A 24,373-nucleotide genomic window follows, 5' to 3' on the forward strand; every position below is an offset into this window, starting at 1 on the left:
TATGCCCGAGCCCATCCGCGTCCGGGGATCGGTGGTCGTCCCCGACGCCGAGCTCGTCTGGCGCTTCTCCCGTTCCTCCGGCCCCGGTGGCCAGCACGTCAACACCTCCGACACCCAGGTCGAGCTCCGCTACGACCTGGCGGCCTCGGACGCCCTGCCCCAGGTCTGGAAGGACCGCGCCCTGGAGCGGCTCGCCAACCGCCTGGTGGACGGCCGCATCCTGGTGGTGCGGGCCTCCGAGCACCGCTCGCAGTGGCGCAACCGCGAGGTGGCCGCGGCCCGGCTCGCCGCCCTGCTCGGCGAGGCCACCGCCCCGCCGCCCAAGACCCGCCGCAAGACCAAGCCCACCCGCGGCATGATCGAACGCCGCCTCTCCAACAAGCGGCACCGCTCCGACCTCAAGCAGGGCCGCAGCCGGCCTGCGGCCGACTAGCTCAACTTTTGCAGGTGCTCATCCGGCTACGGTCCAGGGGCTCGGGGCTCTGCTGTTGTGCGGCTCCGCCGCGTGGGCGACGCCGGCCTCGTTCAGGGTGATCGTCGCGTAGGTGGTCAGGCACTTTCGCAGTGACCCGGACGGCAGATCTCCTCGCAGTTCCCCGAGCCCCTGGACCGTAGCCCCGAACGCCCTGCCAAAGGCGCAGCGCCGAGCCCGGAGGACCTGTTCAGGCGAGGTGGCGGTAGCCGCCGCGGTGGTAGAGCAGGGGGGCGGCCCCCGGGGCGGTGACGGTGGCGGCGAGGACGTGGCCGAGGAGCAGGACGTGGTCGCCGGCCGGGATGCGTTGGACGGTGCGGCACTCGACGGTGGCGAGCGCCCCGTCGATCAGCGGCGCCCCGGTGTGTGCGCCCCGGTGGTGCGCGGTGTCGGCGAACAGCAGCCGGTCGCTCAGCCGCCCCTTCATGGCGAACCGGGAGGCGACCGCCCGGTGGTTCTCGCCGAGCAGCGAGACGGCCCAGAGCTCGGACCGGGTCAGCACCTCGTCCATCCGGGAGTCCTCGCGGACCGAGACCAGCACCAGCGGCGGCTCCAGCGAGACCGAGAGGAACGAGGTCGCCGTCATGCCGGCGTCCTCCTCGTCCTCGGGGTCGTGGACGGTGACCAGCGCGACGCCGGAGGCGAGCTGGCCGAGGGCCGCGCGGAACTCCTCGGGAGTGGCGGCCGGGCTGGTGGTGGAGGACTGCGGGGACGTCTGCACGTACCGCACGGTAGTCGTCCGGCCGGGCGGGCGGCATCGGGCCGTGGTCGTAGGACCGCTGGGTCGGAGGGCTGAACCGGCGGCGGCCTTCGGTCCGGGCCGTGGACGACCGGAACCGCCAATGGTCGCGATTGTCCGGAGATGTCATCTCCATGGCGGGTGAGCTGCGGTTTCGGTCATGTGCATTGTGTGATTTGGGTCACAAGTGGTGACCTATTGTTGACCGAGCGTGCCGAACGTTGTGCTCCCTGTGATTCAGTTCTTCTGGCAATCGGACGATAACCATCAAGAACTATCCGAAGCAGCCGGGGAGCCCCCGCATGGAAGCCGAGTCGGAGCCCTACGTCCGCCTCGCGACCCTCCGCACCTTGCACCGGGTCGTGGCGGACCTCAACGCTGCCCGCAGCCTGGCCGGGACCTTGCAGGCCGTGGTCGAGGGTGCCGTGCACGGGCTCGGCTTCGACGCCGCGGCGGTCAGCCTGGTGCGGCCGGACGGCGACCTGGTGGTGGCGGCGGTCTGGGAGCTCGAGGAGAGCGCCTTCGGCGGCCCCGCGGTGCTGCTCGGTCAGGTCGGTTCGCGGGAGTCCTGGGAGCGGATGCTGAGCGTCAGCGACCACTGGGGCACGCTGCGCTTCCTGCCGTACGACCGGGGCTGGGCGATCGGCACCGACATCCCGAGCTGGACCGGGGACGGCCCGCTGCCGGTGTACACCAACGACTGGCACCCGGCCGACGTGCTGCTGGCCCCGATGTACAGCGCCGGCGGAGACCTGCTCGGCGTGCTGTCGGTGGACCGCCCGCGCAGCGGCAAGCGGCCCGGGGCGTGGACCAGGGAGGCGCTGGAGATGTTCTCGCTCCAGGCGTCGATCGCCATCGGGAACGCCCGGCTACGCGCGGAGATGCAGCGGGCGCTGGCCCGGCTGGAGAAGGAGCAGCAGGCGCTCAGGGCCAGCGAGGAGAGCTTCCGGCAGGCGTTCGAGTACGCCCCCAGCGGGATGGCCATCACCGAGCTGCACGGGGCCGGCACCGGCCAGCTGACCCGGGTCAACGACGCCCTCTGCCGGCTGCTCGGCCGTCCGCGGGCCACCCTGCGGCAGCAGCGGTTCGCCGACCTGGTGCACCCCGACGACCTGGAGCTGCTGAACCGGACCAGTGCCGAGGGAGGCCGGGCCGAGCTGCGGCTGTCCCGCCGGGACGGCGGTTACCAGTGGGTCTGCCTGCGTAACTCGGTGGTGGCCGACGCGGCCGAGGGCCCGAGCTTCCTGCTCACCCACGTCGAGGACATCGAGGAACGCAAGCGGCACGAGTTCCAGCTCGCCCACCGGGCCAGCCACGACGCCCTCACCGGGCTGCCGAACAGCGCCGAGCTGCGCACCCGGCTCGGCCGCCGGCTGTGCGCCCAGGCGCCCGGCGCACCCGCCGTGCACCCGGAGCAGGAGCGCCACGACACAGAGCCCGCGTACGCCGGTCAGGCAGCCTCGTACGGGGCGCACGGCGCCTTCGACGGCCAGGGGGGCCAGATCGCGCTGCCGCACGGCTACGGGACCCCTGACGGCTTCGGCCGGTCGCCCTATCCCGACCGGGAGCAGTTCGGCCGCCCCCGGGAGTGCACCGAGGTGCCGGCCGACCACGTGCACGCGGTGATCCCGGCCGAGCTGCCGGGCGGGAGCGAGCTGTGGGGCGGTTCGATCAGGCCGGGCACGGCCGAGAAGGGGCTCGCGGTGATCTTCTGCGATCTGGACGGTTTCAAGTCGATCAACGACCGGTTCGGCCACAAGGCCGGCGACGGGGTGCTGATCGAGGTGGCCAGACGGCTCCAGCAGGTGGTCCGCGAGGGTGACACGGTGGCCCGGCTCGGTGGTGACGAGTTCGTGGTGCTGGCCGACGGGATCGGCCGCGAGGAGGCCAAGGACCTGGCCGGACGGCTGCGCAACGCGATCATCCCGCCGATGCGGATCGACAACCGGACCACCCGGGTCGGGGTCAGCCTCGGCATCGGCTGGGCGGGCTGCGGGATGAGCATCGAGGAGGTGCTGCACGTGGCCGACGAGCGGATGTACGACGAGAAGCGGGCCCGCGGCGGCCCGGCCCGGGGCGCGCGGGGCGAGCGTTCGCACCGGCGCGCGGGGTGAACCTCTCCGTACGGCTTCTCCACCGGTCCTCCTGATTGCGCGGGCCGCGAACCGACTTTCCGCCGCGTCGCGCTCGGCAGGTAGGGTTCGCCTGGTACGAGCGTTCATCTGCCCGTACGGCGTTCGGCCGCCGTACGGAGTGCTGCGATGGGGAGTTGACCACCGTGACGACGGCCGGCAGTAACGGAGCGCCCGAGGACGCGGCGAAGGAAGACCCGTTCGCGTACCTCTACCGTCCTGCGGACGGCGAGGAAGTGGCCAGCCGGCCCCGCGACTCCTCCTACTCCCGCCCGGTCGAGGTCGGCCGCGCGCAGTACGGTCAGCAGCCCGCGCAGCCGCCGACCCTCCCGGGCCCGCCGCGGCAGGTCACCGCCCAGATCCCGCAGCCGCCGGCGCCCCGGTACGCCGAGCACTCCCGCCCGCAGCCGGGCGAGCAGCAGCCGGCCGGGCGCAGCAAGGGCGTGGTGATCGGCGCCGTCGCGGTGGTCGCCGCGATCGCGATCGGCGCCGGGGTAGCCCTCTCGATGGGCGACGGCGGCAAGAAGGACGACAAGGCCACCGGCGGCAGCAGCGCCCCGGTCAACCCCTCGACCGCCTCCTCCGGGTCCGCCTCGCCCTCCGCGAGCGCCACCCCGGACGGCAAGCCGGTCGCGGACGCGAGCGCACTGAAGGGCCAGAACGCCCCCTCGGGCAACAGCGTGAAGGGCGCCAAGTCGGCGGACGGCAGCTACCTGACGCTGACCGCGGGCTCCTCGGTGACCTGGACGTTCACGGCCCCGAGCGCGGGCGCGTACAAGTTCTGGCTGCACTTCAACAACACCGGCCAGAACTTCAACGCGGCCGTCGCGGTCAACGGCAAGGACCGGGACGGCGGCATCGTCGTGAAGAACTACTCCGGCGCCGGGGTGGACCCGGCCCAGGCCTGGTACAGCACCAACATATGGCCGGAGCTGCAGGCCGGGACGAACACCGTGACGGTGAGCATCCCGGCCGGGAGCAGCAACAGCATCCTGGTCGACCAGGTCGCCCTCACCCCGATGACCGTCAACGAATACCCGAGCTGATCCCCGGCTCCGCCGCGCGGGCGCACGTGGTGCACGTGGTGCACGTGGTGCACCACCAGGGGCTCGGGGAACTGCGACGCCGGCCCTTGCAAGGTGATCGTTGCGTGGGTGGTCAGGGACTTTCGCAGTGACCCGAGCGCCAGATCTCCTCGCAGTTCCCCGAGCCCCTGGATAGTGCAACCGAGCCGCCTGCCTAGAGCGCAGCCCCGAGCGCCTGCTCAGAGCGCGGCTCGGTGGGCCCGGCCGACCACGTGGGAGAGGCGGGCGACCGTTTCGGCCATCGCGGACCGGGCCGGGGCGAGGTACCTGCGCGGGTCGGTGAGGCCCGGCTCCTCGGCGAGGCGTTGGCGGACCACCGGGGTGAACGCGGTGTTGAGCGCGGTGCCGATGTTGACCTTGACCAGCCCGGCCGCGATCCCGGCGGACAGCTCCTCGTCGGCCACCCCGGAGCTGCCGTGCAGCACCAGCGGGACGGGCACCGCCTCGGCCAGACGGCGGATCAGCTCGTGGTCGAGCAGGGCCGTCCGGGTGGTCATCGCGTGGGAACTGCCGACCGCCACCGCGAGCGCGTCCACCCCGGTCTCGGCGACGTAGCGGGCCGCCTCGGCCGGGTCGGTCCGGGCACCGGGGGCGTGCGGGGAGAGCGGCGGCTCGCCGTCTTTGCCGCCGACCCGGCCGAGTTCGGCCTCCAGGTGCAGGCCGTGCCGGTGCGCCCAGTCGGCGGCCTCGGCGGTGCGCTTGACGTTCTCGTCGTGCGGCAGCGCGGAGGCGTCGTACATCGCCGAGCTGAACCCGGCGGCGGCACTGGCCCGCAGCAGGTCGAAGTCCTCGACGTGGTCGAGGTGCAGCGAGACCGGCACCTTGGCGGCGGCCGCGAGTTCGGTGCAGGCCCGGGCCAGCGGGAGCAGCCGGCCGCCGTGGTAGGCGACGGCGTTCTGACTGATCTGCAGCACCACCGGGCTGCCGGTGAGTTCGGCCCCGGAGACGATCGCCTCGGCGTGCTCCAGGGTGATCACGTTGAAGGCGGGCAGGCCGCGGCCGTCGGCGACGGCGGAGGCGAGCAGGTCGGCGGTACGGGCAACGGGCATGGGTGTCCCCCAGGGAGAGGTGGGCAGCGGGACGCAGAACCGCTGCTCACCTCCCCGGTGGGACGGGGTGTCAGGCCGCGTGGGCCTTGGCGAGCCGGTCCGCGCCGACGATCCACTCGCCGCGGCGCATCACCGCGACGAGATCGTGGGTTTCGGAGTCGAGCACGACGAGGTCGGCGTTCTTGCCGACCTCCAGGGAGCCGATCGAGTCGGACAGGCCGAGCAGCCTGGCCGGCACGGTGGACAGCGAGGTGACGGCCTGGTTGAGCGAGAGGCCGTTGACGGTGACGGAGCGCTTGAAGGCGACGTCCAGGGTCAGGGTGGAGCCCGCGATGGAGCCGCCCTCGACCAGCCTGGCGACGCCGTTCTCGACCCGGACCTGGAGCGGGCCGAGCGGGTAGAGCCCGTCGCCCATCCCGGCCGCGCCCATCGCGTCGGTGATCAGCGCGACCCGCTCGGCGCCCGCGGTGCCGTAGGCGAGGTCGAGCACCGACGGGTGCAGGTGCACGCCGTCGTTGATCAGCTCGACGGTGACCCGCTCGTCCTCCAGCAGGGCGACGATCGGGCCGGGCGCGCGGTGCTGGATGCCCGGCATCGCGTTGAACAGGTGGGTGGCCACGGTGGCCCCGGCCTCGACGGCCTCCAGGGTCTTCGCGTAGTCGGAGTCGGTGTGCCCGACGGCCGCGATCACCCCGAGCTCGGCGAGCATCCGGACCGACTCCAGACCACCCGTCAGCTCCGGTGCCAGGGTGAACATCTTCGCGGTGCCGCGGGCGGCGTCCACCAGCTTGCGCACCAGCGCCGGGTCCGGGTCGCGGAGCAGGTCCGGGCGGTGCGCGCCGCACCGGTTGTGCGAGATGAACGGGCCCTCGAAGTGGACGCCCGCCAGCACGCCGTCCTCGACCAGCTCGGAGAGGACGGCCGCCTGGTGGCAGAGCTCGTCGATCTCCCCGGTGACGGTGGAGGCGATCGTGGTGGTGGTGCCGTGCGCCAGGTGGGTCCGGGCGACGGTGAGGGCCTCCTCGGCGATGCCGGAGGCGTAGCTGCCGCCGCCACCACCGTGCACATGGAGGTCCACGAAGCCGGGGACGACGGTGTACCCGGTCAGGTCGACGTCGCCCGGTTCCCTCTCGCCGCCGAGGCCCGCGATCCGCGAACCCTCGATGGCCAGCCGGCCGTTCTCGACGACACCACCCGGCAGGACCAGTCGGGCGCCGGCCAGTGCAGTTCGGTCCGCGGTCACGCGGTCACCTCCATGGAGAGCAGATCCCAGGCGAGCAGGCCCGCGCCCAGGGATGCGGCGGTGTCTCTGAGCATGGCGGGTACGACCTTCGGGGGCATCTGGAAGGTCAGCCGCTCGGACACCGCTGCGCGCAATGGTGTGAAGAGCGTGTCACCGGCTTCGGCCAGCCCACCGCCGATGATCACCGTCGACGGGTCGAGCAGGCTCTGGGCCAGCACGATCCCGTCGGCGAGTGCCTCGACGGCGTTCCGCCAGACGGCCAGGGCGCGTTCGTCCCCGGCGTCGACGGCGGTGGCGCAGGCCGCCGCGTCGGCGTCCGGGTCGCCGCTCGCCTCGGCCCAGGCCCGGGAGACCGCGGAGGCCGAGGCCAGCGTCTCCAGGCAGCCGCGGGCACCGCAGCCGCACAGCGGGCCGCCGGGGCGGACCACCACGTGGCCGATCTCGCCGCCGTAGCCGTGCGCGCCCGCCTCGATCGACCCACCGATGCCGATGGCCCCGGCGATGCCGGTGCCGAGCGCGATGAAGAGGAAGCGGTCCACGCCCGCCCCGGCACCGATCCGCCCCTCGGCCAGCCCGCCGGAGCGGACGTCGTGGCCGAGGGCGACCGGCAGGCCGCCGAGGCGCTCGCCGAGCAGCTTGCGCATCGGGAGGTCCCGCCAGCCGAGGTTGGCGGAGAAGACCGCGATCCCGTTCTTCTCGTCGATCGTCCCCGGCACGGCGACGCCGGCGGCGAGGGGGCCGCTGCCGAAACGGGCGAGCCCCTCGGCCGCCAGTTCGGCGGCGAAGTCGAGGATGGTGGCGACGACGGCATCGGTGCCGTGCTCCCGCCCGGTCGGTCGGCGTGCCTCGAACAGCACGGAGCCGTCCTGGGCGAGCAACGCGGCCTTCATGCCGGTTCCGCCTACATCGAGTGCGATGACGTGCTTCACGGGGGACAGTTTCCCTTGACCAAGTCGGAGAGGTCTAGTCCAGTTGCGCGATTGGTCTGGTCCAGCGAGGTGAGGTTTGTCGCCTTTAAGGATGGCTTAAGGGCGTTTGGGTGGCGATAGGCAATCTTCTTTACCTAATCCCGAACGGGAGGCGGCGGTCAGGTGAGGATGATCGAACGGGTCAGTGCGCGCGGCCGGTCCGGGTCGAGGCCGCGGGCCTCGGCGGTGGCGACGGCGAGTTTCTGGGCCCGGATCAGGTCGGCCAGCGGGTCGCCGCCGGGCTCGTGCACCAGCACCGCGCCGGTCGCCGCGACCTGCTCGGCCAGCCCCTCGGGGAGCTCGCCGAAGGCCCAGACCGCCCGGCCGGGCGCGGCGATCGCGATCGGGCCGTGCCGGTACTCCATCGCCGGGTAGGACTCGGTCCAGGCCCCGGCCGCCTCGCGCATCTTCAGCCCGGCCTCCTGGGCCAGCCCGTAGGTCCAGCCCCGGCCGAGGAAGGTGACCTGCTCGGCCGCGACCAGCTCGGCCGGGACCGTCCAGGCGACCGCCGCCTCGGCGTCCACGGCCGCCTCGGCGATCCGCCCGGTGCCGGGCGGCAGGGCGCCCTCCAGCTCCAGGTGGGCGCGCAGCAGGGCGAGTGCGGTGGTGGCGAACCGGGTCTGCACCACCGAGCGCTCGTCGGCGAAGTCCAGCAGCACGGTCTGCTCGGCGACCTCGAACACCGGGCTGCCCGGGGTGCCGGTGAGCACCGTGCTGGGCGTCTTGAGCCGCTCCAGCAGTTCGAGCACCTCGGTGGTGGTGCCCGAGCGGGTGATCGCCAGCACCCGGTCGTAGCGGCGGCCGACCGGGAACTCGGAGGCGGCCAGCGCGTCCGTCTCGCCGTGCCCACCGCTCTCGCGCAGCGCGGCGTAGGACTGGGCCATGAACCAGGAGGTGCCGCAGCCGACCACCGCGACCCGCTCGCCGCGCTGCGGCAGGACGGGCGCCGCGGCGGGCGCGAGGGCGGCGGCCTGCCGCCAGTTCGCGGGCTGGGTGGCGAGTTCCTCGGCGGTCAGTGAGGAGAAGGGCATACGGGCTCCTTCGGAAGGGCTCCGGAGTAGAATGCGTGAAGCTGTTTGATTTATAGAGGTTTCGAGCATCATTGCGCAAGAGCGGCTCGCTTGATGGAACTGTGGGAAGCTGACCCCGCCGTCGTACGGCGGCTCCGGGACTGGAAGGGACGGCATCTGCGTGTCCAGGTACGAGCGGTGGAACGCGTTGCTGGAACTGCTCAACGAGTACGGCAAGTTGGAGGTCGAGGAGGCCGCCGAGGCGCTGAGCGTGTCGGCCGCGACCATCCGGCGCGACCTGGACCAACTGGCCCGCCAGCAGATGGTCACCCGGACCCGTGGCGGGGCGGTCGCTCACAATGTCTCGTACGATCTGCCGCTGCGCTACAAGACCGCCCGCAATGCCGACGCCAAACAGCGGATCGGCGCCGCGGTGGCCGAACTCGTCGCCCCCGGTGAGGTGGTGGGCCTGAACGGCGGCACCACCACCACCGAGGTGGCCCGCGCGCTGGCGGTCCGCCCGGAGCCCGAGGGGGCCGGCCCCGGCGTCACCATCGTCACCAACGCGGTCAACATCGCCAACGAGTTGACGGTCCGTCCGCAGGTGAAGATCGTGCTGACCGGCGGGGTGGCCCGGCCGCAGTCGTACGAGCTGATCGGGCCGTTGGCCTCCCTGGTGCTGAACGAACTCACGCTGGACATCACGGTGTTGGGCGTGGACGCGTTCGACGCCGAGCACGGTGCGACCGCGCACAACGAGGGCGAGGCGAGCGTCAACCGGCTGCTCGCCGACCGGGCCCGCCGGGTGGTGGTGGCGGCCGACTCCTCCAAGCTCGGGCACCGCGCCTTCGCCCGGATCTGCGGGCTCGACCAGGTCTCGGCGCTGGTCACCGACACCGGGATCGGCCCGGAGTTGACCGCCGCCTTCACGGAGGCCGGAGTCCGGGTGATCGCGGTCTGAACGGCGCCGGTCGTTGCAAGGGGCGCAACGGCGGCGGAGATTGGGTAACTACCCCGGTCAGAGGTCTGGACCAGTAGTACCCGGCGCTGAGAGGGTGGCCGACGCTCCTCCTCCCCCCGAAGGTGGTCCCCCGTTGTTCAGCGCTACCCGGAAGCCCGTCCTGCCCCTGACGGCGCTCGCCGCCTCCACCGCGCTGCTGCTCAGCGGCTGCGGTTCGAACGTGCTCGGCTCCGGCGGTGACGTCACCCTGCGCCTGGTGGTGGCCGACTACGGCGACAGCCCGGCGAACACCTCCAGCCTGTACTGGAACGACCTGGTCAAGCGGTTCGAGCAGGCCAACTCCGGCATCAAGGTCGACCTCGAAGTGGTGATCTGGGACGACATCGACAAGCGGGTCGGCGAGCTGCTGAAGAGCGGCCGGATCCCGGACATGCTGCAGACCGGTGGCTACGCCGACCAGGTCGCGGCCGGCCGGCTGTACCCGGTGAGCGAGGTGCTCACCATCGACGCCCAGGTCAACACGATCGACGCGTTCGCCAAGGCCGGCCAGGTGCTGGGCAGCCAGTACGGCATCCCGTTCATCGCCTCCTCGCGCGCCTTCTTCTACAACAAGGCGATCTTCGAGAAGGCCGGCATCAGCCAACCCCCCGCCAGCTGGGACGAGTTGCGCAAGGACGCCAAGCTGATCAAGCAGAAGGTGCCCGGTGTGGTCCCGTACGGACTGCCGCTCGGCCCCGAGGAGGCACAGGCCGAGTCGCTGATGTGGACGATGAGCGGCGGCGGCGGACTGGCCGACGACGCGGGCAACTACAGCATCGACAGCACGCAGAACCGGGCCACCTTCGAGTGGCTGCGCACCAACCTGGTCAAGGACGGCCTGACCTACGCCGACCCCGGCACGGTGAACCGCAAGACCGCCTTCGCGGACTTCGCGGCGGGCAAGGTCGCGATGCTCAACGGCCACCCCGCGCTGGTCCAGAAGGCGGTCACCGGGAAGATCGACTACGGCCTGGCGGCGATCCCGCGCAAGGACCCGCAGTCCAAGGCGGCCAGCTTCGCGGTGGCCGACTGGATGATGGCCTTCAAGGCCAACGGGCACCGCGCCGAGATCAAGAAGTTCCTCTCCTTCGCCTACCAGAAGGAGAACACCATGAAGTTCTACGAGACCTACAACATGCTGCCGGTCACCCAGGACGCCCGCGTCGACATGACCGCCGACGCCGCGCACGCCGACCTCAAGCCCTTCCTGGACGCCCTGCCGGACGCCCACTTCTACCCGTACGCCGAGCCGTCCTGGGGGAAGGTCAGCGAGCAGCTGAAGAAGGAGATCGGCGGCGCGGTGAAGGACGGCGGCGGCGAGACGCTCTCCAAGCTCCAGGGCTTCGCCGCAGAGGCCGCCGCAGAGGCCCGCAAGTAGGTCTAGCCGTCGGCGCCGAGGTCGATCGCGTACGCCTTGCGGAGGGTCTCGTGCACCGTCCAGGTGGTCCGGTCGCCCTCGGCCAGCACGGCCAGGTCGCCCGGACCGACCTCCAGCACGGTGCCGTTCTCGAACGCGATGGTGGCCCGCCCGCTGATCACCACGAAGATCTCGTCGGCCTCGGTGTCGGTCACCACGCCCGGGGTGATCTGCCAGATGCCACGGATCCGGCGGCCGTCCGGCGACTCCCAGACCACCTTGCCGGAGACCTCGGGGGAGCCGGAGACGATCTGCGCCGGGTCCAGCGGGTCGGGCTCGAGCTCGGCGTCGGGGATGTTCAGAGCGAAACTGTTGGTCATGGCACCCGACGCTAACGCCCCCGCCCCGACGGCGGGGGCGGCACACTGTGTCGGCCTGACCGGGCAGAATGACACCCCGTAAGTGGAGGTGACCCGCCCATGTCCGAGCTGACCGACCGCGAGCTCGCCGTGCTCGCCCTGGAGGGCCGCACCTGGCGCACCACCGGCGCCAAGGAGCGCGCCGTCCGGGAGGAACTCGACCTCTCGGCCACCCGCTACTACCAGATCCTCAACCGCCTGCTGGACCGCCAGGAGGCCCTCGCCCACGCCCCGGTCCTGGTCAACCGCCTCCGCCGGGTCCGCGACGCAAAACGCGCGGAGCGCTGACGCCGACCCTTTTGCAGGGCGCTCGGGGCTACGGTCCAGGGGCTCGGGGCTCTGCTGTTGTGCGGCTCCGCCGCGTGGGCGACGCCGGCCCTTGCAAGGTGATCGTCGCGTAGGTGGTCAGGTACTTTCGCAGTGACCCGATCGCCAGATCTCCTCGCCCACGCGGCGGAGCCGCAGATCAGCAGAGCCCCGAGCCCCTGAGTAGTGCAACCGAGCGTCCTGCCTACGGTGCAGCCCCGAGCCCGTATGGTCGAGGCATGGGTATTCCTGAGCCGAGTACGTCCGCCGGCCGGGCCGGGTTGGCCGCGCTGTTGGCCGAGCCGAGGTCCGCCGTGGTGGCGCTGGACTTCGACGGCACGTTGGCCCCGATCGTGGCGGATCCGGACCAGGCCCGGGCCCACCCCGCCGCAGTGGCCGCCCTGGAGGCGCTGGCCCCCCTGCTGGGCGCCGTGGTGGTGGTGACGGGCCGTCCGGCCGCGGTGGCCGTGGAGTACGGCGGCTTCGCCGGGCTGGAGCGGTTCACCGTGCTGGGCCAGTACGGCGCCGAGCGCTGGGAGGCGGGGGTGCTGACCTCGCCGCCGCCACCGCCCGGGGTGGCCGCCGTACGGGAGCAACTCCCGGCGTTGCTGGCCGAGTCGGGGGTTCCGGACGGCACCTGGATCGAGGACAAGGGCCGCGCCCTGGCCGTGCACACCCGCCGGACCGCTGAGCCGCAGCGCGTCCTGGAGCAACTGCGGGCCCCGCTGGAGCAGTTGGCGGCGGCCCACGGGCTGCTGGTGGAGCCGGGCCGGTACGTGCTGGAGCTCCGGCCGCCGGGGGTGGACAAGGGCGGTGCGCTGACCGCGTTCCTGGCCGAACGCCCGCCCGGCCCGGTGCTGTACGCCGGGGACGACCTCGGGGACCTGCCCGCGTACGCCGCGCTGGAGCAGCGCCGGGCCGAGGGCCACCCGGCCGTGCTGGTGTGCAGTTCGGCCACCACGGGCGAGGCCCCGGTCGCCGAACTGGCCGACCGGGCCGACCTGTTGGTGGCGGGCCCGGTCGGTGTGGCGGAGCTGTTGGCGGCGCTGGCGGTCGAGCTCTAGCTCGGCGCCGCCGCCGTGGTGGACCGGATCACCAGCTCGGGGTCGAAGAGCAACTCGCCCACCGGGACGGGCCGGTTGGCCACCAGGGCGAGCACGCTGCGGCCGACCTCCAGGGCCAGCCGGTCGGCCGGCTGCCGGACGGTGGTCAGCGGCGGGTCGGTGAACTCGGTGATCATCGTGCCGTCGTAGCCGACCACCGAGACGTCCTCGGGGACCGCGCGGCCCTGCCGTCGTACCCCGCGGATGGCGCCGAGGGCCATGAAGTCGCTGGCCGCCACGATCGCGGTGGCGCCCTTCTGGACCAGGGCGGCGGCCGCCGCCTGCCCGCCCTCGACGGTGTAGGACTGCCGGATCACCCACTGCTCGGCGTCGGCCAGGCCGCGCCGGGTCATCGCGGTCATGAAGCCCGCCACCCGCCGGTCCGCCGGGTGGTTCCCGGCCGGGCCCGAGGCCATCCCGATCCGGCGGTGGCCGAGCCGGTAGAGGTGGTCCACGGCCAGCTCGGCGGCGAGCGAGTCGTCGGTGGAGAAGACCGGGGCCGGGTGGCCGTCCTCGAACTGGCCGTTCACGCCGACGTACGGGATGCGGCGGTCCCGCAGCAGCTCGTACGTCTCGGTGTCGGCGCCCTCCAGGGTGTTGCTGGCGGAGAGGAAGACCACCGCCGCGACGCCCCGGTCGACCAGCGCGGTGACGAAGTCACGCTCCTGCACCCCACCGGGGAAGGCGGGGCAGAGCACCATCTTGAGCCCGTGCGGGGCGAGCGCGGACTCGATCCGTTCGGCCACGTCGGCGAAGAACGGGTTGGAGATGTGCTCCGTCACCACGGCCACCAACTGGCCGGGGGTGGCGCGTTCGTAGCCGAGTTCGGCCATCGCCTGCTCGACCGCGTCCCGGGTCTTCTTGGCGACCCCCTGCCGTCGGTTGATCACCCGGCTGACGGTCGCCTCGCTGACACCCGCGCGAGCCGCTAGTTCGGTGATACCGACCTTCATGCCGTCCCTTCCAAGCTGCTGAGAGTGGCCAGGCCCGAGCGTGGCACCGGCAGGCTGTGCAGGCCGGGCGGCAGCGTGAGCCGACTCCGTTCGATGATACGGCCGGTGGGGCCGTGAACTGCGAGTTCGGCCGAACCGCCCGGCTCGGCCACCTCCAGGATCAGCCGGTCCGCCGCCGAACCGTTCACCAGGACCAGTTCCTGAGCGGGGGTCAGCACGACCGGCACCACCTGCTCGGAGTGCACGCTGACCAGCTGGAACCCGTCGCCGGTGGCCCGCACCACGGGGTACAGCTCGTCCGGGCGGCCGGGTTCGACCTCGCCGTCCAGCAGGGTGTCGCGCAGCCGGCGCCACTGCCCGAGCCAGAAGGCCACGGTGGCCCGGTGCTCCTCCGACAGCCGGGTCAGCCGGACGGAGACCTGCGGTACCGAGTGCAGGGCGCCGATCAACTGCCGGGCCGCGCTGTGCGCCGGAGCCTCCGGCGGCCAGAGCAGCATGTCGGAGTGGACCGCGCCGCCGACCGCCAGGAAGGCGGTGTCGATGGTGCGGACCCGGTTGGCGGTGGAGTCGGCCGGGCAGTCGAAGGAGCGCAGCAGGTTCCCGTACGGGGCCATGCCGGGCCCGACGTAGGGCTGCCGCAGTTCCAGCAGCAGTCCGGGACGGATCGGTTCCAGCTCCGCCCGCAGCTCGGCGAGCAGCACGGTCATCGCCCGGCCGACGTCCGGGCCGCCGTCCCCGGCGTGCACCATGGCCTCGTCGAGGAAGTCCAGCTTCAGCCCGTCCACCCCGAACTCCCGCACCAGGGAGGCGCAGAGCTCGACCACGTGCCGGCGGACCTCGGGCAGGCGCGGGTCCAGCACGTACGCCCCCGGCACGGTGGCCGGGACGGTCGGGGCCCACCTGCGGTAGGCCGCGGAGTGCGGGCCGACCAGCAGCGGGGCGGTCCAGAGCAGGTAGTGCAGACCGGCGTCGCGGACCCGGCCGACGTGCGCGGCCAGATCGGGGAACTTGGCCGGATCGGGGCGCCAGTCGCCGCAGCCGGCGTAGCCCCGGCCCTGGCCGCCGAGCTGCCAGCCGTCGTCCAGGATCAGTGCGCCGAAGCCGAGCCGGGCGGCCAGGGCGGCCTCCTGCTCGACCGCTTCGGCGTCCACCTGCTGGTTGAAGGCGTACCAGGTCGAGTAGACCGGGGTACGGGCGCCCTCGGGCACCGGCATCGGGTCGATCCCGGCGGCGTACCAGCCGCGCAACGCCCGCATGGCCTCGGCCACGCTGGTCGAGCGGGGCACGAAGAGCAGCCGGTGCGGGTCGGTGGCGGGCGGCAGCCGGAGCTGCACCACGTAGCTGTCGGTCTCCTCCGAGACGCCGAACCGGAGTTCGGCCTCGGGCACCGGGTCGGCCGCCGCGAAGGTCAGCAGGGTGGCGCCCGCGTGGTCGAACAGGCAGCCGGTGGCCAGCGCGTCCACCAGCGAGACCTTGGCCCGGCCCTCCCAGTCGGCGGGCAGCGTGCGCCGCCAGCCGCCCTGCGGGTGCCAGTACCCGGCGGCGTCGCCGAGCGGGACGGTGAGCCGGACCTCGACCGGGCCTTCGGCCGCCTCGACGGCCACCAGCCGGATGCCGGACGGGAGTTCGGTGCTGGACCAGTGGCCGTTCGGGACCGCGATGGAGACCTGGTCGAGCAGCGGTTCGAAGGTGGCCGGAGCCAGCTCGGCGGTGGTGACCGCCTCCTGGTCGGTGCTCATTCCTTCACCGCCCCGGCGAGCAGCCCGGACACGAAGTGCCGCTGGAGGGCGAGGAACAGCGCGGCCATCGGCAGTGCGGCGATCGCCGTACCGGCCAGGATCGCGCCGTAGTCGGTGTCGTCGACGCCCTGGAGGGAGGCGAGCGCGACCGGGATGGTCAGCGAGGATTCGGAACGGAGCACGATCAACGGCCAGATGAATTCGTTCCACTGGAACAGGAAGAGGAAGATGGCGAGCGCGGCCAGCGCGGGCCGCATCGGCGGCAGTGCGACCCGGAGGAACAGCCGCAGTTCCCCGCAGCCGTCCACCCGGCCGGAGTCCAGCAGTTCGTCCGGCAGCGCGGCCATCGACTGCCGCATCAGGAAGATCCCGAACGGCAGGGCCAGGTTGGGCAGCAGGACGGCCTGGTAGGTGTCCAGCCACTGGAGTTCGGCCATCAGCTTGAACAGCGGGACCAGGGTGACCTGGGCCGGGATCACCAGCCCGAGCATCAGCAGTCCGAACAGCGGCTCCCGGCCCCGGAACCGGAACTTGGCGAAGCCGTAGCCGGCCAGGGTGCAGACCGTCCCGGCGAGCAGGGTGTAGACGGTCGCGATGCCGAGCGAGTTGAGCACCACCCGGCCGAAGTCGGCCTTCTCCTGAAGGTTGTTCAGGTTGTCCAGCAGGTGCCCGCCGGGGAGCAGCGGCGGCGGGGTCCGGAAGATCTCCTGGGTGCTGTGGGTGGCGGCGATCACCAGCCAGTAGAACGGGACCAGGACGGCGGCCAGGGTGATGGCCAGCGACCAGGTCAGGGTGAGGCTGCGGAGCTTCACGACTTCCCTCCGAGCACCTTGAACTGGAGCAGGCCGAGCGCCCCGATCAGCAGGGCCAGCGCGTAGGCGATGGCCGAGGCGTAGCCGAAGTCGAAGTACTTGAACGCGTTCTGGTAGAGGTACATGCCGATCGTCAGGGTCGCGTTGTCGGGCCCGCCGCCGGTCAGCACGTAGGGCTCGTCGAAGAGTTGCAGGGTGCCGATGGTGGAGAGCACGGTGGTCAGCAGCAGCGCGGGCCGCAGCCCGGGCAGCGTGACGTGCCGGAACGCGCCCCAGGCCCCGGCGCCGTCCACCGCCGCCGCGTCGTACAGCTCGGTCGGGACGGTCTGCAGCCGGGCCAGCAGGATCACCGCGTTGTAGCCGGTGTAGTGCCAGGTGAGCGCCAGACCGAGGGAGACCTTGGCCAGCAGCGGGTCGGTCAGCCACGGGATGTCGGTCCCGACCAGCCAGTTGACCAGCCCGTACTGCTGGTTGAGCAGCACCGAGAAGACGATCCCGTACGCCACCAGGCCGGTCACCATCGGCAGGAAGAAGCCCAGCCGGAACACCGAACGGGCCTTCAGCAGACTGGAGTTGAAGGCGACCGCGAGGCCGGTGGCCAGGGCCAGCATCAGCGGGACCTGGACCGCCAGGATCACCCCGCTGTTGCCGAGCGCGGTCCAGAACAGCGAGTCGTCCAGCAGCCGGGCGTAGTTGTCGAGACCGGCGAAGGTCTCCACCCCGCCCGACTGCTTGAAGAGACTGAGCCGGAACGAGGCGAGGATCGGGTAGAGCTTGAAAGCGGCGAACAGCACCACCGCCGGGAGCACGAACAGGTAGGGCATGGTGCGACGGGTCATCGCACGACCTTGCGCCCGGTCTGCTGGGCCAGCTGGTCGGCGGCCTGCTTCAGCACCTCGGCCGGGTCGGCGCCCTTGAGCAGCACCTTGGTCTGGGCGTCGGTGACCACCTTGAGCGCGCGGGCGTAGTCGGCGGAGTAGTTGAAGGCCGGGGAGGGGGCCTTCAGGGCGTCGAGGAAGATCTCGCCCTTCTTCTGTCCGCTGAAGAACGCCGAGGGCTCGTGGAAGACCGAGTCGTCGTACGCGGCCATCAGGGCCGGCGCGATGCCCTTGCCCCGGTAGATCGAGACCTGCGAGGACGGCTTGGTGAGCACGTACTCGATGAAGGTCCAGGCGGCGGCCTGCTGCTTGCTGGAGCCGGCGATCGCCAGGTGGGTGGAGTTGACGGTGGCGGCGGTGGAGCCGCCGCGGCGGACGGCCGGGGGGAGCCGGACCTTCCACTTGCCGGCCTCCTGCGGGACCAGGCCCTCGATGATGCCGCCGAACCAGGTCGGCCAGGGCAGCACCGCGGCGGTGCCCTGCTTGATCGAGTTCTCCAGTGCGCTCCAGCCGCCGGACAGGTCGCTGACCAGGCCCGCGTCGTTCATCTTCTTGATCAGGGTGAGCGCGGTGACGGCCTCGGGGGAGTCCAGCGTGATCGCGCCGTCCATGTTGAAGTAGAACTTGCCCTGGAGCTGGAGCAGCAGCTGGAAGAAGTTGGCCGCGTCGGGCTGCGAGGCGGGCTTGTCGATGCCGAGCAGGAACGCGCCGGTGGCGGCCTTGAGCTTCTTGCCCGCCTCGATCACCTCGTCCCAGGTGCCCAGCGACTCGACGTCCACGCCGGCCTTCTCGAAGAGGTCGGCCCGGTAGTAGAAGCCACCCGAGTTGGCCTCCCACGGCAGGGCGTTGACCCGGCTCTGCGGGGCGACGGTCTGCCACAGGCCCTGGGCGAAGGCGTCCTTGTACTTGCTGGCGCCGAGCGGGCCGAGGTCGGCCAGGCCGGCCGGGAACTTCTCCACGTAGCCGGGCAGGTAGTCCACCCCGATGTGCAGCACGTCGGCCAGGCCACTGCCGCCGGCCGCCAGCCCGGTGGTGATCTTGTCCCAGATCGCCGGGTTGCCGATGTCCTGGACGGTGACCTTGATGTCCGGGTACGCCTTGTTGAACTCCGGGAGCAGCGCCTTGAGCTGGGCCGCCGGACCCTGCCAGCTCCAGACGGTGATCTCGCCCTTGTGGGCGTCCCCGGCGCCGCCGCCGTCGTTGCCGCTGCCGGTGCCGGAGCACGCGGCGAGCCCGGCGCCAACAGTGAGGGCGCCGCCGAGTCTGAGCAGTCCGCGTCGGTCCAGGGTGGCCATGGTGGTGCCTTTCGAGGGTGGGGGTCTGACGGGCTGGACGTTAGCAACGAGTGGAACCGACTTGCAATGGATGGATGAAAACTTTCTTCGAGATCGTGCAGGGCGGCGAGAATTCTTGCCTCGGTGCATTGAAAGCCCGCCCGGCTCGCTGTTAGCGTCGGCGCTCCCTCAACGGAGAGACCTGGAGACCCTGATGCGACGCACCAGACTGCCGCTGCTCACCGCTCTCGCACTGCTGATACCGCTCGTCCCGCAGACCCTGGCGGTGGCCAGTGCCGCCCCCGCCGCCAAGGTGCCGACGGTCCTCAACCCCGGGTTCGAGCTGGGCACCAGGGGCTGGGAGTTCACCCCCTCGGGTGCGGGTGTCGCCACCAACTACCCCCACGGCGGCGCCAAGTTGGCGTACCTGGACGGCGGCCCCGGCTTCCGGGTCGGGCAGACCCTGACCGCTCCGACGGCCGGCCGGTACGACATCTCGGCCTGGATCGCGACCGGCGGCCCGAACGGCCGCTTCGTGGTGCGGGTGAACGGCGTCGAGGCGGGCGCGGTCACCGTGCCGGAGCGGTACGAGTACTCCCGGCACACCGTCAGCCGGGTCTCGGTGGCCAAGGGCGACAAGCTGGAGATCGCCTTCGAGTCCGGCGACGGCTGGCTCAACGTGGACGACGTGATGATCTCCCCGGCGGCCCCGGCCGACCCCCGGATCAGCTCCTCCGACCCGAAGGTCGTCGAGATGTTCGACTGGGCCAAGCGGAAGGCCAACAGCTGGGTGACGCTGCCCGGTTCGACCGGCCCGGTGAACGTCGACGAGAACAACCGCTTCGGCACCGGCACCGCCACCTACGGCGCGTCCTACTGGGCCGGGTACGCCAACCGCAGCGGCTACTACTCCCGGGACATGGCGCACCAGGTGGTCGGCGCCCAGGTGCTCGGCCTGACCGCCGAGAACCGGAACATGCTGCACTCCTTCGCGGCCTCCGCGACCGAGGTGCACAAGTACTACCCGGTCTGGGCCCAGAACTTCGACACCGGCACCTACCTGAGCATCGACTACCGCAACCCCAACTCCTTCGTCCGGGAGGTGCCCGCCCCGTTCGAGCTGGTGGAGAAGGCGGCCCAGGCGTACCGCTGGAGCGGCGACCCGGCGTACGTCGACGACCAGGTGTTCTGGGACTTCTACCAGCACACCACCAAGGAGTTCGTCGCCCTGCACAACGCGGCCAAGGGCAACGGCCCGGTGCAGGTCGCCGAGGGCACCGGCAAGGGCATCTTCTCCGGCACCGCCAGCTACAACGAGCAGGGCAACGAGAAGCTCGCGGAGGCCGGCGACGGCATCGCGGCCCAGTACCAGGCGTACCTGGCGGTGGCCGCCCTGGCCAAGGCCAAGGGCGACACCGCACTGGCCGCGCAGGCGGAGCAGCAGGCGACGGCGCTCAAGCAGTACTTCAACGCGGAGTGGAGCGGCACCGGTTCGGGCGCCGACATGGTCCGGGCCTACTCGCTCGACGGCACCGCGTTCAAGGGCTGGGGCCTGGAGAACAGCTGGTTCATGCCGATGAAGAAGATCATCGACGCCGGTCCGCGGAACGACGCCTACCTGGACTACATCGACGCCCAGGCCGCCGGGCCGGACGGCCCGTCCAACATCGAGGCGTTCACCTACCTGCCGGACACCTTCTTCAACAACAACCGCAACGACGCGGCCTGGAAGTGGATGCGGTACGTCTACGACCAGCGCGACGTCCAGCACGTGAACGCCTCGCAGGGCCCGAACGGCGACTACCCCGAGGTCTCCTTCACGCTGGTCGGCCAGACCGTCTCCGGTCTGCTCGGGCTCGACCCGGACGCCGCCAACCGCAAGCTGACCACCCAGTCCCGGCTGCCCGCCGGGATGGACTGGGTCCAGGTCGACGACATCCCGGTCGGCAAGGACACCGTCAGCCTGCGGCACGACGGCGCCACCAGCTCCACCCTGACCAACCACTCGGCGTCCCGGACCTACACCTGGGAGGCCAGGTTCGTCGGCAGCCACCCGACGCTGACCGTGAACGGCGCCGCCAAGGCCGCGCTGACCAAGGTCGAGCACGGCGTCACCTACAGCTACCTCAACGTCAAGGTGACCCCGGGTCAGGCGGTCGTGGTCGGAGTGGCCGGCTGACCGTCGTTCCGGGGTGCGGAGGTCGTGGTGACGCCGCACCCCGGAACGCGAGGTCCGAATGCCGCCGGAAGGTCCCCGCTCCGACGGCAATGCTGTTACCCATGAAGCGACTTGAGGGACGAGTGGCCCTGGTGACCGGCGGCAGCAGGGGGATCGGCGCGGCCGTGGTGCACCGGCTGGCCGAGGAGGGCGCCGACGTGGCGCTGACGTACGAACGGAACGCGGAGCGGGCCGGGCAGGTGGTCGAGCAGGTCGAGAAGCTCGGCCGGCGGGTTCTGGCGATCCAGGCCGACAGCGCGGACCCGGCGGCGGTCCGGGCGGCCGTGGACCGGACCGCCGCGGCCTTCGGCCGGTTGGACATCCTGGTGAACAACGCGGCGGTGTTCCCGATGGGCCCGCTGGAGGAGCTCGAACTGGAGCTGCTGGACCGCACCTTGGCGGTGAACGTGCGGGCGCCGCTGGTGGCCGCACAGGCGGCGCTGCCGTACCTGGCCGAGGGCGGCCGGATCATCGGCATCGGCAGCAACGTGGCCGAGCGGGTGGTCTTCCCCGGCCTCGCCCTGTACGCGGCGAGCAAGACCGCCCAGATCGGCATGGTCAAGGGGCTGGCCCGGGAGCTCGGCCCCCGGGGCATCACCGTCAACCTGGTGCACCCCGGCCCGACCGACACCGAGGCCAACCCGGCCGAGGGACCGTTCGCCGAGACGGTGAACGGCTTCACGGCACTGGGGCGTTACGCGCAGTCGGCGGAGATCGCGGCCGCCGTGGCGTACCTGGCCGGGCCGGACGGCCGGTACGTCACCGGGACCGCGATCAGCGTGGACGGGGGGTTCGCCGCCTGACCCGACGGCAGTGGTTCCCGGGCTACTCGCGGAGCGCCGCGAGCTGGTCCAGGAACCACTGCTGCGGCGGCAGGGCGGTGGCGGCGGCGGCCAGCCGCTTGGTGCGCTCGGTCCGTTCGGCCGTCGGCATGGTGAGCGCCCGGTGCAGCGCGTCGGCGGTCTCGATCACGTCGTACGGGTTCACCGTGAGGGCGTCGTCGGCCAGCTCGGCGTAGGCGCCGGCCTCCCGGGACAGCACCAGGGCGCAGCCCTGGTCGGAGACCACCGGCACCTCCTTGGCGACCAGGTTCATCCCGTCCCGGATCGGGTTGACCAGCGCCACGTCGGCCAGCCGGTAGGCGGCCAGCGAGCGCGGGAAGTCGTCGTTCACGTGCAGGATCAGCGGCTGCCAGGACGCGGTGCCGAACTCGTCGTTGATCTCCTGGGCGATCCGCTGCACCGCGGCGGTGTACTCCCGGTACTCCGGCAGGTCGTGCCGGGACGGGTAGGCGAACGCGATGTGCACCACCCGGTCCAGCCACTCCGGGCGGGAGCGCAGCAGGTGCCGGTAGGCCAGCAGGCCGCGGACGATGTTCTTGCTCAGCTCGGTCCGGTCCACCCGGACGATCGTGCTGCGCGGCCCGACGGCCTCCTTCAGGGTGGCCAACCGGGCGTCCACGTCCGGCTGGTGGGACCGCTCGCGGAGGAAGTCGGCGTCCGCGCCGAGCGCGTGCACGCCCAGCCGGGTGGTCCGGCCGGCGTATGTCACGGTCAGCGCGGCCCGGTCCACGGTGGCGCCGAGCACCGCCTCGCAGCAGTCCGCGAAGGCCAGCGCCCAGCGGCGGGTCAGGAACGCGGCCCGGTCCGCGCCGAGGATGCCGGTCAGCACGTCGGCGGCCACGTCGTCCGGCAGCATCCGGTAGTACTCGGGCGGGGCCCACGGGGTGTGCGAGAAGTGACCGATCCTCAAGTCCGGCCGCAGCTGTCGGAGTTGGTCCGGCGCGAGGGACAGGTGGTAGTCCTGGATCAGCACCGCGGCACCCGGTGCCGCCTCGGCGGCCAGCGCCTCGGCGAAGGCGGTGTTGTACGCCCGGTAGGAGTCCCACTCGCGGCGGAACCGGTCGTCGAAGACCGGCGCCACCGGGGTCTCGTACAGCAGGTGGTGGACGAACCAGAGGGTGGAGTTGGCCACGCCGTTGTAGGCCCGGGCGAAGGTGCCGGGATCGATGTCCAGCATCCGGACAGCCTGGCCGCCGACCTCGAACCCGCCGAGGTCCAGTCGGCCGTCGGGGGAGCGGCGGGCCGCCGTCCGGTCCGCCTCGGAGAGCGCGGCGCAGACCCAGACGGCGGACGGGTCGTCGATCGCGGACAGGCCCGAGACCAGGCCGCCACCGCCTCTGCGCAGGGTCAGCGAGCCGTCGTCCTCGGCGGTGAAGGACACCGGCCCTCGGTTGGAGGCCACCAGGATGGGGGCGGCCCCGGTCGGATTCGAACGTTCGGTCGCGTGATCGGCCATGCCTCAACTCTGCCTCGCCCCGGGTCACCCAAACCACCCGAGACTCCCCCTGGCTCGGCAAGCGCCCGGGCATCTACGGTCCAGGGGCTCGGGGAACTGCGAGGAGGTCTGGCGCTCGGGTCACTGCGAAAGTCCCTGACCCTTCACGGACGGATCACCCTGAAAGGGCTGGCGTCGCCGTTCCCCGAGCCCCTGGACCGTAGCGGGCTGAGGTACTCCGGGACGGTGAGCATCGGGGGGCGTTCGAGGGCGCCGACCGGGTGGGTGTGGGCGGTGAACTCGCGGGTGGCGGGGTCGCGGGTGAACTGGGTGAGCAGGGGGTGCACCAGGTCGGGGGTGGTCTTGAGGCGGTGGGTGCGGTCCAGGCGGTCCAGGGCGGTGCGGTAGATGGTGGCCGCCATCCGGCCGAGCGCCTGGCCGTCCTGGTGCCGGTGGTGCCGGACCCCGACGTCCACCTGGGCCAGCGCGTCCAGGCCGACCCGGTCGAGCGCGTCCACCAGCAGGCCGAGCTCGACCCCGTACCCGGTCGGGAACGGCAGCTGCTCCAGCAGCGACCGCCTGGCGGCGTACTCGCCGCCCAACGGCTGGACGAACCCGGCCAGTTGGGGCCAGTGAAGGTTCAGCAGCGGCCGGGCCACCAGCTCGGTGACCCGCCCGCCCCCGGCCGGGACCACCGCGCCCGCGGTCTCCAGCGGCCGGTCGTACATCGCCTTCACCAGCTGGATCGCCGGATCGGTCAGCAGCGGCCCGACGATGCCGGAGACGAAGGCCGGGTCGAACTCCCGCAGGTCCGCGTCGATGAAGCAGACGATCTCGCCGGAGGTGACCAGCAGCGAGCGCCAGAGCACCTCGCCCTTGCCCGGGGCGGCCGGCAGCCGGGGCAGTACGTCGTCCCGGTGCACCACCCGGGCGCCCGCCGCGGCGGCGGTCTGCGCCGTCCGGTCGGCCGAGCCCGAGTCGACCACCACGATCTCGTCCACCAGCGGCAGCCGCTCCATCAGCTCGCGCCGGATCACCCGGACGATCTCGCCGACCGTGGACTCCTCGTCGAGGGCGGGCAGCACCACGCTGACCGTCCCGGCCGGGCCGGCCGCCCGTTTGGCGGTGAGCAGGTCGGCCGGCGGCCGGTCGGCCGTCGTCCAGGAGCGCCGGTGCAGCCAGTCGGCCACTTCCGGCAGCAGCTCCTCGGGCGGGTCGGCCGGGGTCGGCTGGTCGGACACGTCTGTTCTCCTCGGGCTGAGTGGTCGGACTGGCGTTCTCGGGACGGGGCATCTCGCGACTCGGACGCGCGGTTCCCTGCCCGGCGCCTTCGGATACA

General features: G+C 72.0%; 22 protein-coding genes. 9 read left to right on the plus strand and 13 right to left on the minus strand.

The features are described from left to right. Position 1 precedes the first annotated feature (1 nt). Complete coding sequence (gene arfB / locus OHV05_RS19480) at positions 2–433, plus strand: alternative ribosome rescue aminoacyl-tRNA hydrolase ArfB (RefSeq protein ID WP_405018813.1); 432 nt, start codon at positions 2–4, stop codon at positions 431–433. A 229-nt stretch (positions 434–662) separates the two neighbouring features. On the opposite strand, the gene OHV05_RS19485 is transcribed toward arfB, so the two are convergent. Continuing rightward, positions 663–1,193, minus strand: coding sequence for a flavin reductase family protein (locus tag OHV05_RS19485; RefSeq protein ID WP_405018814.1), 531 nt, complete (start codon positions 1,191–1,193; stop codon positions 663–665). A gap of 320 nt (positions 1,194–1,513) precedes the next feature. On the opposite strand from OHV05_RS19485, the gene OHV05_RS19490 reads away from it, so the two are divergent. Together OHV05_RS19490 and OHV05_RS19495 are read left to right on the plus strand one after the other, a co-directional pair. Further along, positions 1,514–3,325: a diguanylate cyclase domain-containing protein gene (locus OHV05_RS19490; protein ID WP_405018815.1), complete on the plus strand. Its 1,812-nt coding sequence runs from the start codon at positions 1,514–1,516 to the stop codon at positions 3,323–3,325. A gap of 155 nt (positions 3,326–3,480) precedes the next feature. Beyond that, the gene (locus tag OHV05_RS19495) at positions 3,481–4,389 is read left to right on the plus strand and encodes a hypothetical protein (protein WP_405018816.1); all 909 of its coding nucleotides are present in this window, start codon (positions 3,481–3,483) and stop codon (positions 4,387–4,389) included. A 218-nt stretch (positions 4,390–4,607) separates the two neighbouring features. Here OHV05_RS19495 and OHV05_RS19500 read toward each other — a convergent pair whose 3' ends face one another. From OHV05_RS19500 to OHV05_RS19515, 4 genes are all read right to left on the minus strand, one after another. After that, entirely contained in the window at positions 4,608–5,477 is an 870-nt protein-coding gene (locus OHV05_RS19500) for a ketose-bisphosphate aldolase (protein WP_405018817.1), read from the minus strand. A gap of 70 nt (positions 5,478–5,547) precedes the next feature. Continuing rightward, positions 5,548–6,720 (minus strand): N-acetylglucosamine-6-phosphate deacetylase, encoded by a 1,173-nt coding sequence (nagA, locus tag OHV05_RS19505; protein ID WP_405018818.1) that lies wholly within the window; start codon positions 6,718–6,720, stop codon positions 5,548–5,550. After that, complete coding sequence (locus OHV05_RS19510) at positions 6,717–7,649, minus strand: ROK family protein (RefSeq protein WP_403037059.1); 933 nt, start codon at positions 7,647–7,649, stop codon at positions 6,717–6,719. Before OHV05_RS19510 ends, nagA begins: the two co-directional genes overlap by 4 nt. Positions 7,650–7,807: 158 nt before the next feature. Further along, a complete protein-coding gene (locus OHV05_RS19515; RefSeq protein ID WP_405018819.1) occupies positions 7,808–8,719 on the minus strand; it encodes an SIS domain-containing protein in 912 nt (303 codons plus the stop codon). 160 nt (positions 8,720–8,879) lie between these two features. On the opposite strand from OHV05_RS19515, the gene OHV05_RS19520 reads away from it, so the two are divergent. Together OHV05_RS19520 and OHV05_RS19525 are read left to right on the plus strand one after the other, a co-directional pair. Further along, positions 8,880–9,659, plus strand: coding sequence for a DeoR/GlpR family DNA-binding transcription regulator (locus OHV05_RS19520; protein WP_405018820.1), 780 nt, complete (start codon positions 8,880–8,882; stop codon positions 9,657–9,659). Between the two features lie 133 nt (positions 9,660–9,792). Further along, entirely contained in the window at positions 9,793–11,076 is a 1,284-nt protein-coding gene (locus OHV05_RS19525; protein WP_405018821.1) for an extracellular solute-binding protein, read from the plus strand. Between the two features lie 2 nt (positions 11,077–11,078). Here the strand turns inward: OHV05_RS19525 and OHV05_RS19530 are convergent, their stop codons facing one another. Continuing rightward, positions 11,079–11,435: a cupin domain-containing protein gene (locus OHV05_RS19530; RefSeq protein ID WP_405018822.1), complete on the minus strand. Its 357-nt coding sequence runs from the start codon at positions 11,433–11,435 to the stop codon at positions 11,079–11,081. A gap of 99 nt (positions 11,436–11,534) precedes the next feature. Between OHV05_RS19530 and OHV05_RS19535 the strand changes: the two genes are divergently transcribed. Both OHV05_RS19535 and otsB read left to right on the plus strand, forming a co-directional pair. Beyond that, complete coding sequence (locus tag OHV05_RS19535; protein ID WP_405018823.1) at positions 11,535–11,762, plus strand: DUF3263 domain-containing protein; 228 nt, start codon at positions 11,535–11,537, stop codon at positions 11,760–11,762. Positions 11,763–12,019: 257 nt separating this feature from the next. Next, on the plus strand, positions 12,020–12,844 hold the full coding sequence (gene otsB, locus OHV05_RS19540; RefSeq protein WP_405018824.1) for a trehalose-phosphatase: 825 nt from the start codon (positions 12,020–12,022) through the stop codon (positions 12,842–12,844). Here otsB and OHV05_RS19545 read toward each other — a convergent pair. Genes OHV05_RS19545 through OHV05_RS19565 form a run of 5 tightly spaced genes read right to left on the minus strand, consistent with a single transcriptional unit; the run spans position 12,841 to position 18,560 of the window. Then, a complete protein-coding gene (locus OHV05_RS19545; protein ID WP_405018825.1) occupies positions 12,841–13,836 on the minus strand; it encodes a LacI family DNA-binding transcriptional regulator in 996 nt (331 codons plus the stop codon). The two genes, otsB and OHV05_RS19545, sit on opposite strands and share 4 nt — an antisense overlap. Next, complete coding sequence (locus OHV05_RS19550) at positions 13,833–15,575, minus strand: glycoside hydrolase family 36 protein (protein ID WP_405018826.1); 1,743 nt, start codon at positions 15,573–15,575, stop codon at positions 13,833–13,835. The genes OHV05_RS19545 and OHV05_RS19550 overlap by 4 nt, the downstream gene beginning before the upstream one ends. After that, entirely contained in the window at positions 15,572–16,387 is an 816-nt protein-coding gene (locus tag OHV05_RS19555) for a carbohydrate ABC transporter permease (protein ID WP_403037085.1), read from the minus strand. The genes OHV05_RS19550 and OHV05_RS19555 overlap by 4 nt, the downstream gene beginning before the upstream one ends. Then, a complete protein-coding gene (locus OHV05_RS19560; RefSeq protein WP_405018827.1) occupies positions 16,384–17,226 on the minus strand; it encodes a carbohydrate ABC transporter permease in 843 nt (280 codons plus the stop codon). The genes OHV05_RS19555 and OHV05_RS19560 overlap by 4 nt, the downstream gene beginning before the upstream one ends. Continuing rightward, on the minus strand, positions 17,223–18,560 hold the full coding sequence (locus tag OHV05_RS19565) for an ABC transporter substrate-binding protein (RefSeq protein ID WP_405018828.1): 1,338 nt from the start codon (positions 18,558–18,560) through the stop codon (positions 17,223–17,225). Before OHV05_RS19565 ends, OHV05_RS19560 begins: the two co-directional genes overlap by 4 nt. A gap of 193 nt (positions 18,561–18,753) precedes the next feature. On the opposite strand from OHV05_RS19565, the gene OHV05_RS19570 reads away from it, so the two are divergent. Together OHV05_RS19570 and OHV05_RS19575 are read left to right on the plus strand one after the other, a co-directional pair. Next, on the plus strand, positions 18,754–20,718 hold the full coding sequence (locus tag OHV05_RS19570) for a hypothetical protein (RefSeq protein ID WP_405018829.1): 1,965 nt from the start codon (positions 18,754–18,756) through the stop codon (positions 20,716–20,718). A gap of 101 nt (positions 20,719–20,819) precedes the next feature. Beyond that, positions 20,820–21,560, plus strand: coding sequence for an SDR family NAD(P)-dependent oxidoreductase (locus tag OHV05_RS19575; protein ID WP_405018830.1), 741 nt, complete (start codon positions 20,820–20,822; stop codon positions 21,558–21,560). A 22-nt stretch (positions 21,561–21,582) separates the two neighbouring features. Here the strand turns inward: OHV05_RS19575 and OHV05_RS19580 are convergent, their stop codons facing one another. Together OHV05_RS19580 and OHV05_RS19585 are read right to left on the minus strand one after the other, a co-directional pair. Continuing rightward, positions 21,583–23,055 carry a trehalose-6-phosphate synthase gene (locus OHV05_RS19580; RefSeq protein ID WP_405018831.1) on the minus strand — a complete coding sequence of 491 codons (1,473 nt, stop codon included), beginning with the start codon at positions 23,053–23,055 and terminating at the stop codon, positions 21,583–21,585. A gap of 143 nt (positions 23,056–23,198) precedes the next feature. After that, complete coding sequence (locus OHV05_RS19585) at positions 23,199–24,236, minus strand: glucosyl-3-phosphoglycerate synthase (protein WP_405021496.1); 1,038 nt, start codon at positions 24,234–24,236, stop codon at positions 23,199–23,201. Between the last annotated feature and the right edge of the window lie 137 nt (positions 24,237–24,373).

The sequence above is a fragment of the Kitasatospora sp. NBC_00070 genome (genome assembly GCF_045041205.1).
Lineage (GTDB): Bacteria > Actinomycetota > Actinomycetes > Streptomycetales > Streptomycetaceae > Kitasatospora.

What these genes read in the sequence shown, in the direction of transcription:
- OHV05_RS19570 (WP_405018829.1), top strand. Translation starts at nt 18,754, where the DNA reads ATGCGACGCACCAGACTGCCGCTGCTCACCGCTCTCGCACTGCTGATA.
- OHV05_RS19515 (WP_405018819.1), bottom strand. Translation starts at nt 8,719, where the DNA reads ATGCCCTTCTCCTCACTGACCGCCGAGGAACTCGCCACCCAGCCCGCG.
- OHV05_RS19580 (WP_405018831.1), bottom strand. Translation starts at nt 23,055, where the DNA reads ATGGCCGATCACGCGACCGAACGTTCGAATCCGACCGGGGCCGCCCCC.
- OHV05_RS19575 (WP_405018830.1), top strand. Translation starts at nt 20,820, where the DNA reads ATGAAGCGACTTGAGGGACGAGTGGCCCTGGTGACCGGCGGCAGCAGG.
- otsB (WP_405018824.1), top strand. Translation starts at nt 12,020, where the DNA reads ATGGGTATTCCTGAGCCGAGTACGTCCGCCGGCCGGGCCGGGTTGGCC.
- OHV05_RS19535 (WP_405018823.1), top strand. Translation starts at nt 11,535, where the DNA reads ATGTCCGAGCTGACCGACCGCGAGCTCGCCGTGCTCGCCCTGGAGGGC.
- OHV05_RS19550 (WP_405018826.1), bottom strand. Translation starts at nt 15,575, where the DNA reads ATGAGCACCGACCAGGAGGCGGTCACCACCGCCGAGCTGGCTCCGGCC.
- OHV05_RS19560 (WP_405018827.1), bottom strand. Translation starts at nt 17,226, where the DNA reads ATGACCCGTCGCACCATGCCCTACCTGTTCGTGCTCCCGGCGGTGGTG.
- OHV05_RS19500 (WP_405018817.1), bottom strand. Translation starts at nt 5,477, where the DNA reads ATGCCCGTTGCCCGTACCGCCGACCTGCTCGCCTCCGCCGTCGCCGAC.
- OHV05_RS19530 (WP_405018822.1), bottom strand. Translation starts at nt 11,435, where the DNA reads ATGACCAACAGTTTCGCTCTGAACATCCCCGACGCCGAGCTCGAGCCC.
- OHV05_RS19565 (WP_405018828.1), bottom strand. Translation starts at nt 18,560, where the DNA reads ATGGCCACCCTGGACCGACGCGGACTGCTCAGACTCGGCGGCGCCCTC.
- arfB (WP_405018813.1), top strand. Translation starts at nt 2, where the DNA reads ATGCCCGAGCCCATCCGCGTCCGGGGATCGGTGGTCGTCCCCGACGCC.
- OHV05_RS19545 (WP_405018825.1), bottom strand. Translation starts at nt 13,836, where the DNA reads ATGAAGGTCGGTATCACCGAACTAGCGGCTCGCGCGGGTGTCAGCGAG.
- OHV05_RS19490 (WP_405018815.1), top strand. Translation starts at nt 1,514, where the DNA reads ATGGAAGCCGAGTCGGAGCCCTACGTCCGCCTCGCGACCCTCCGCACC.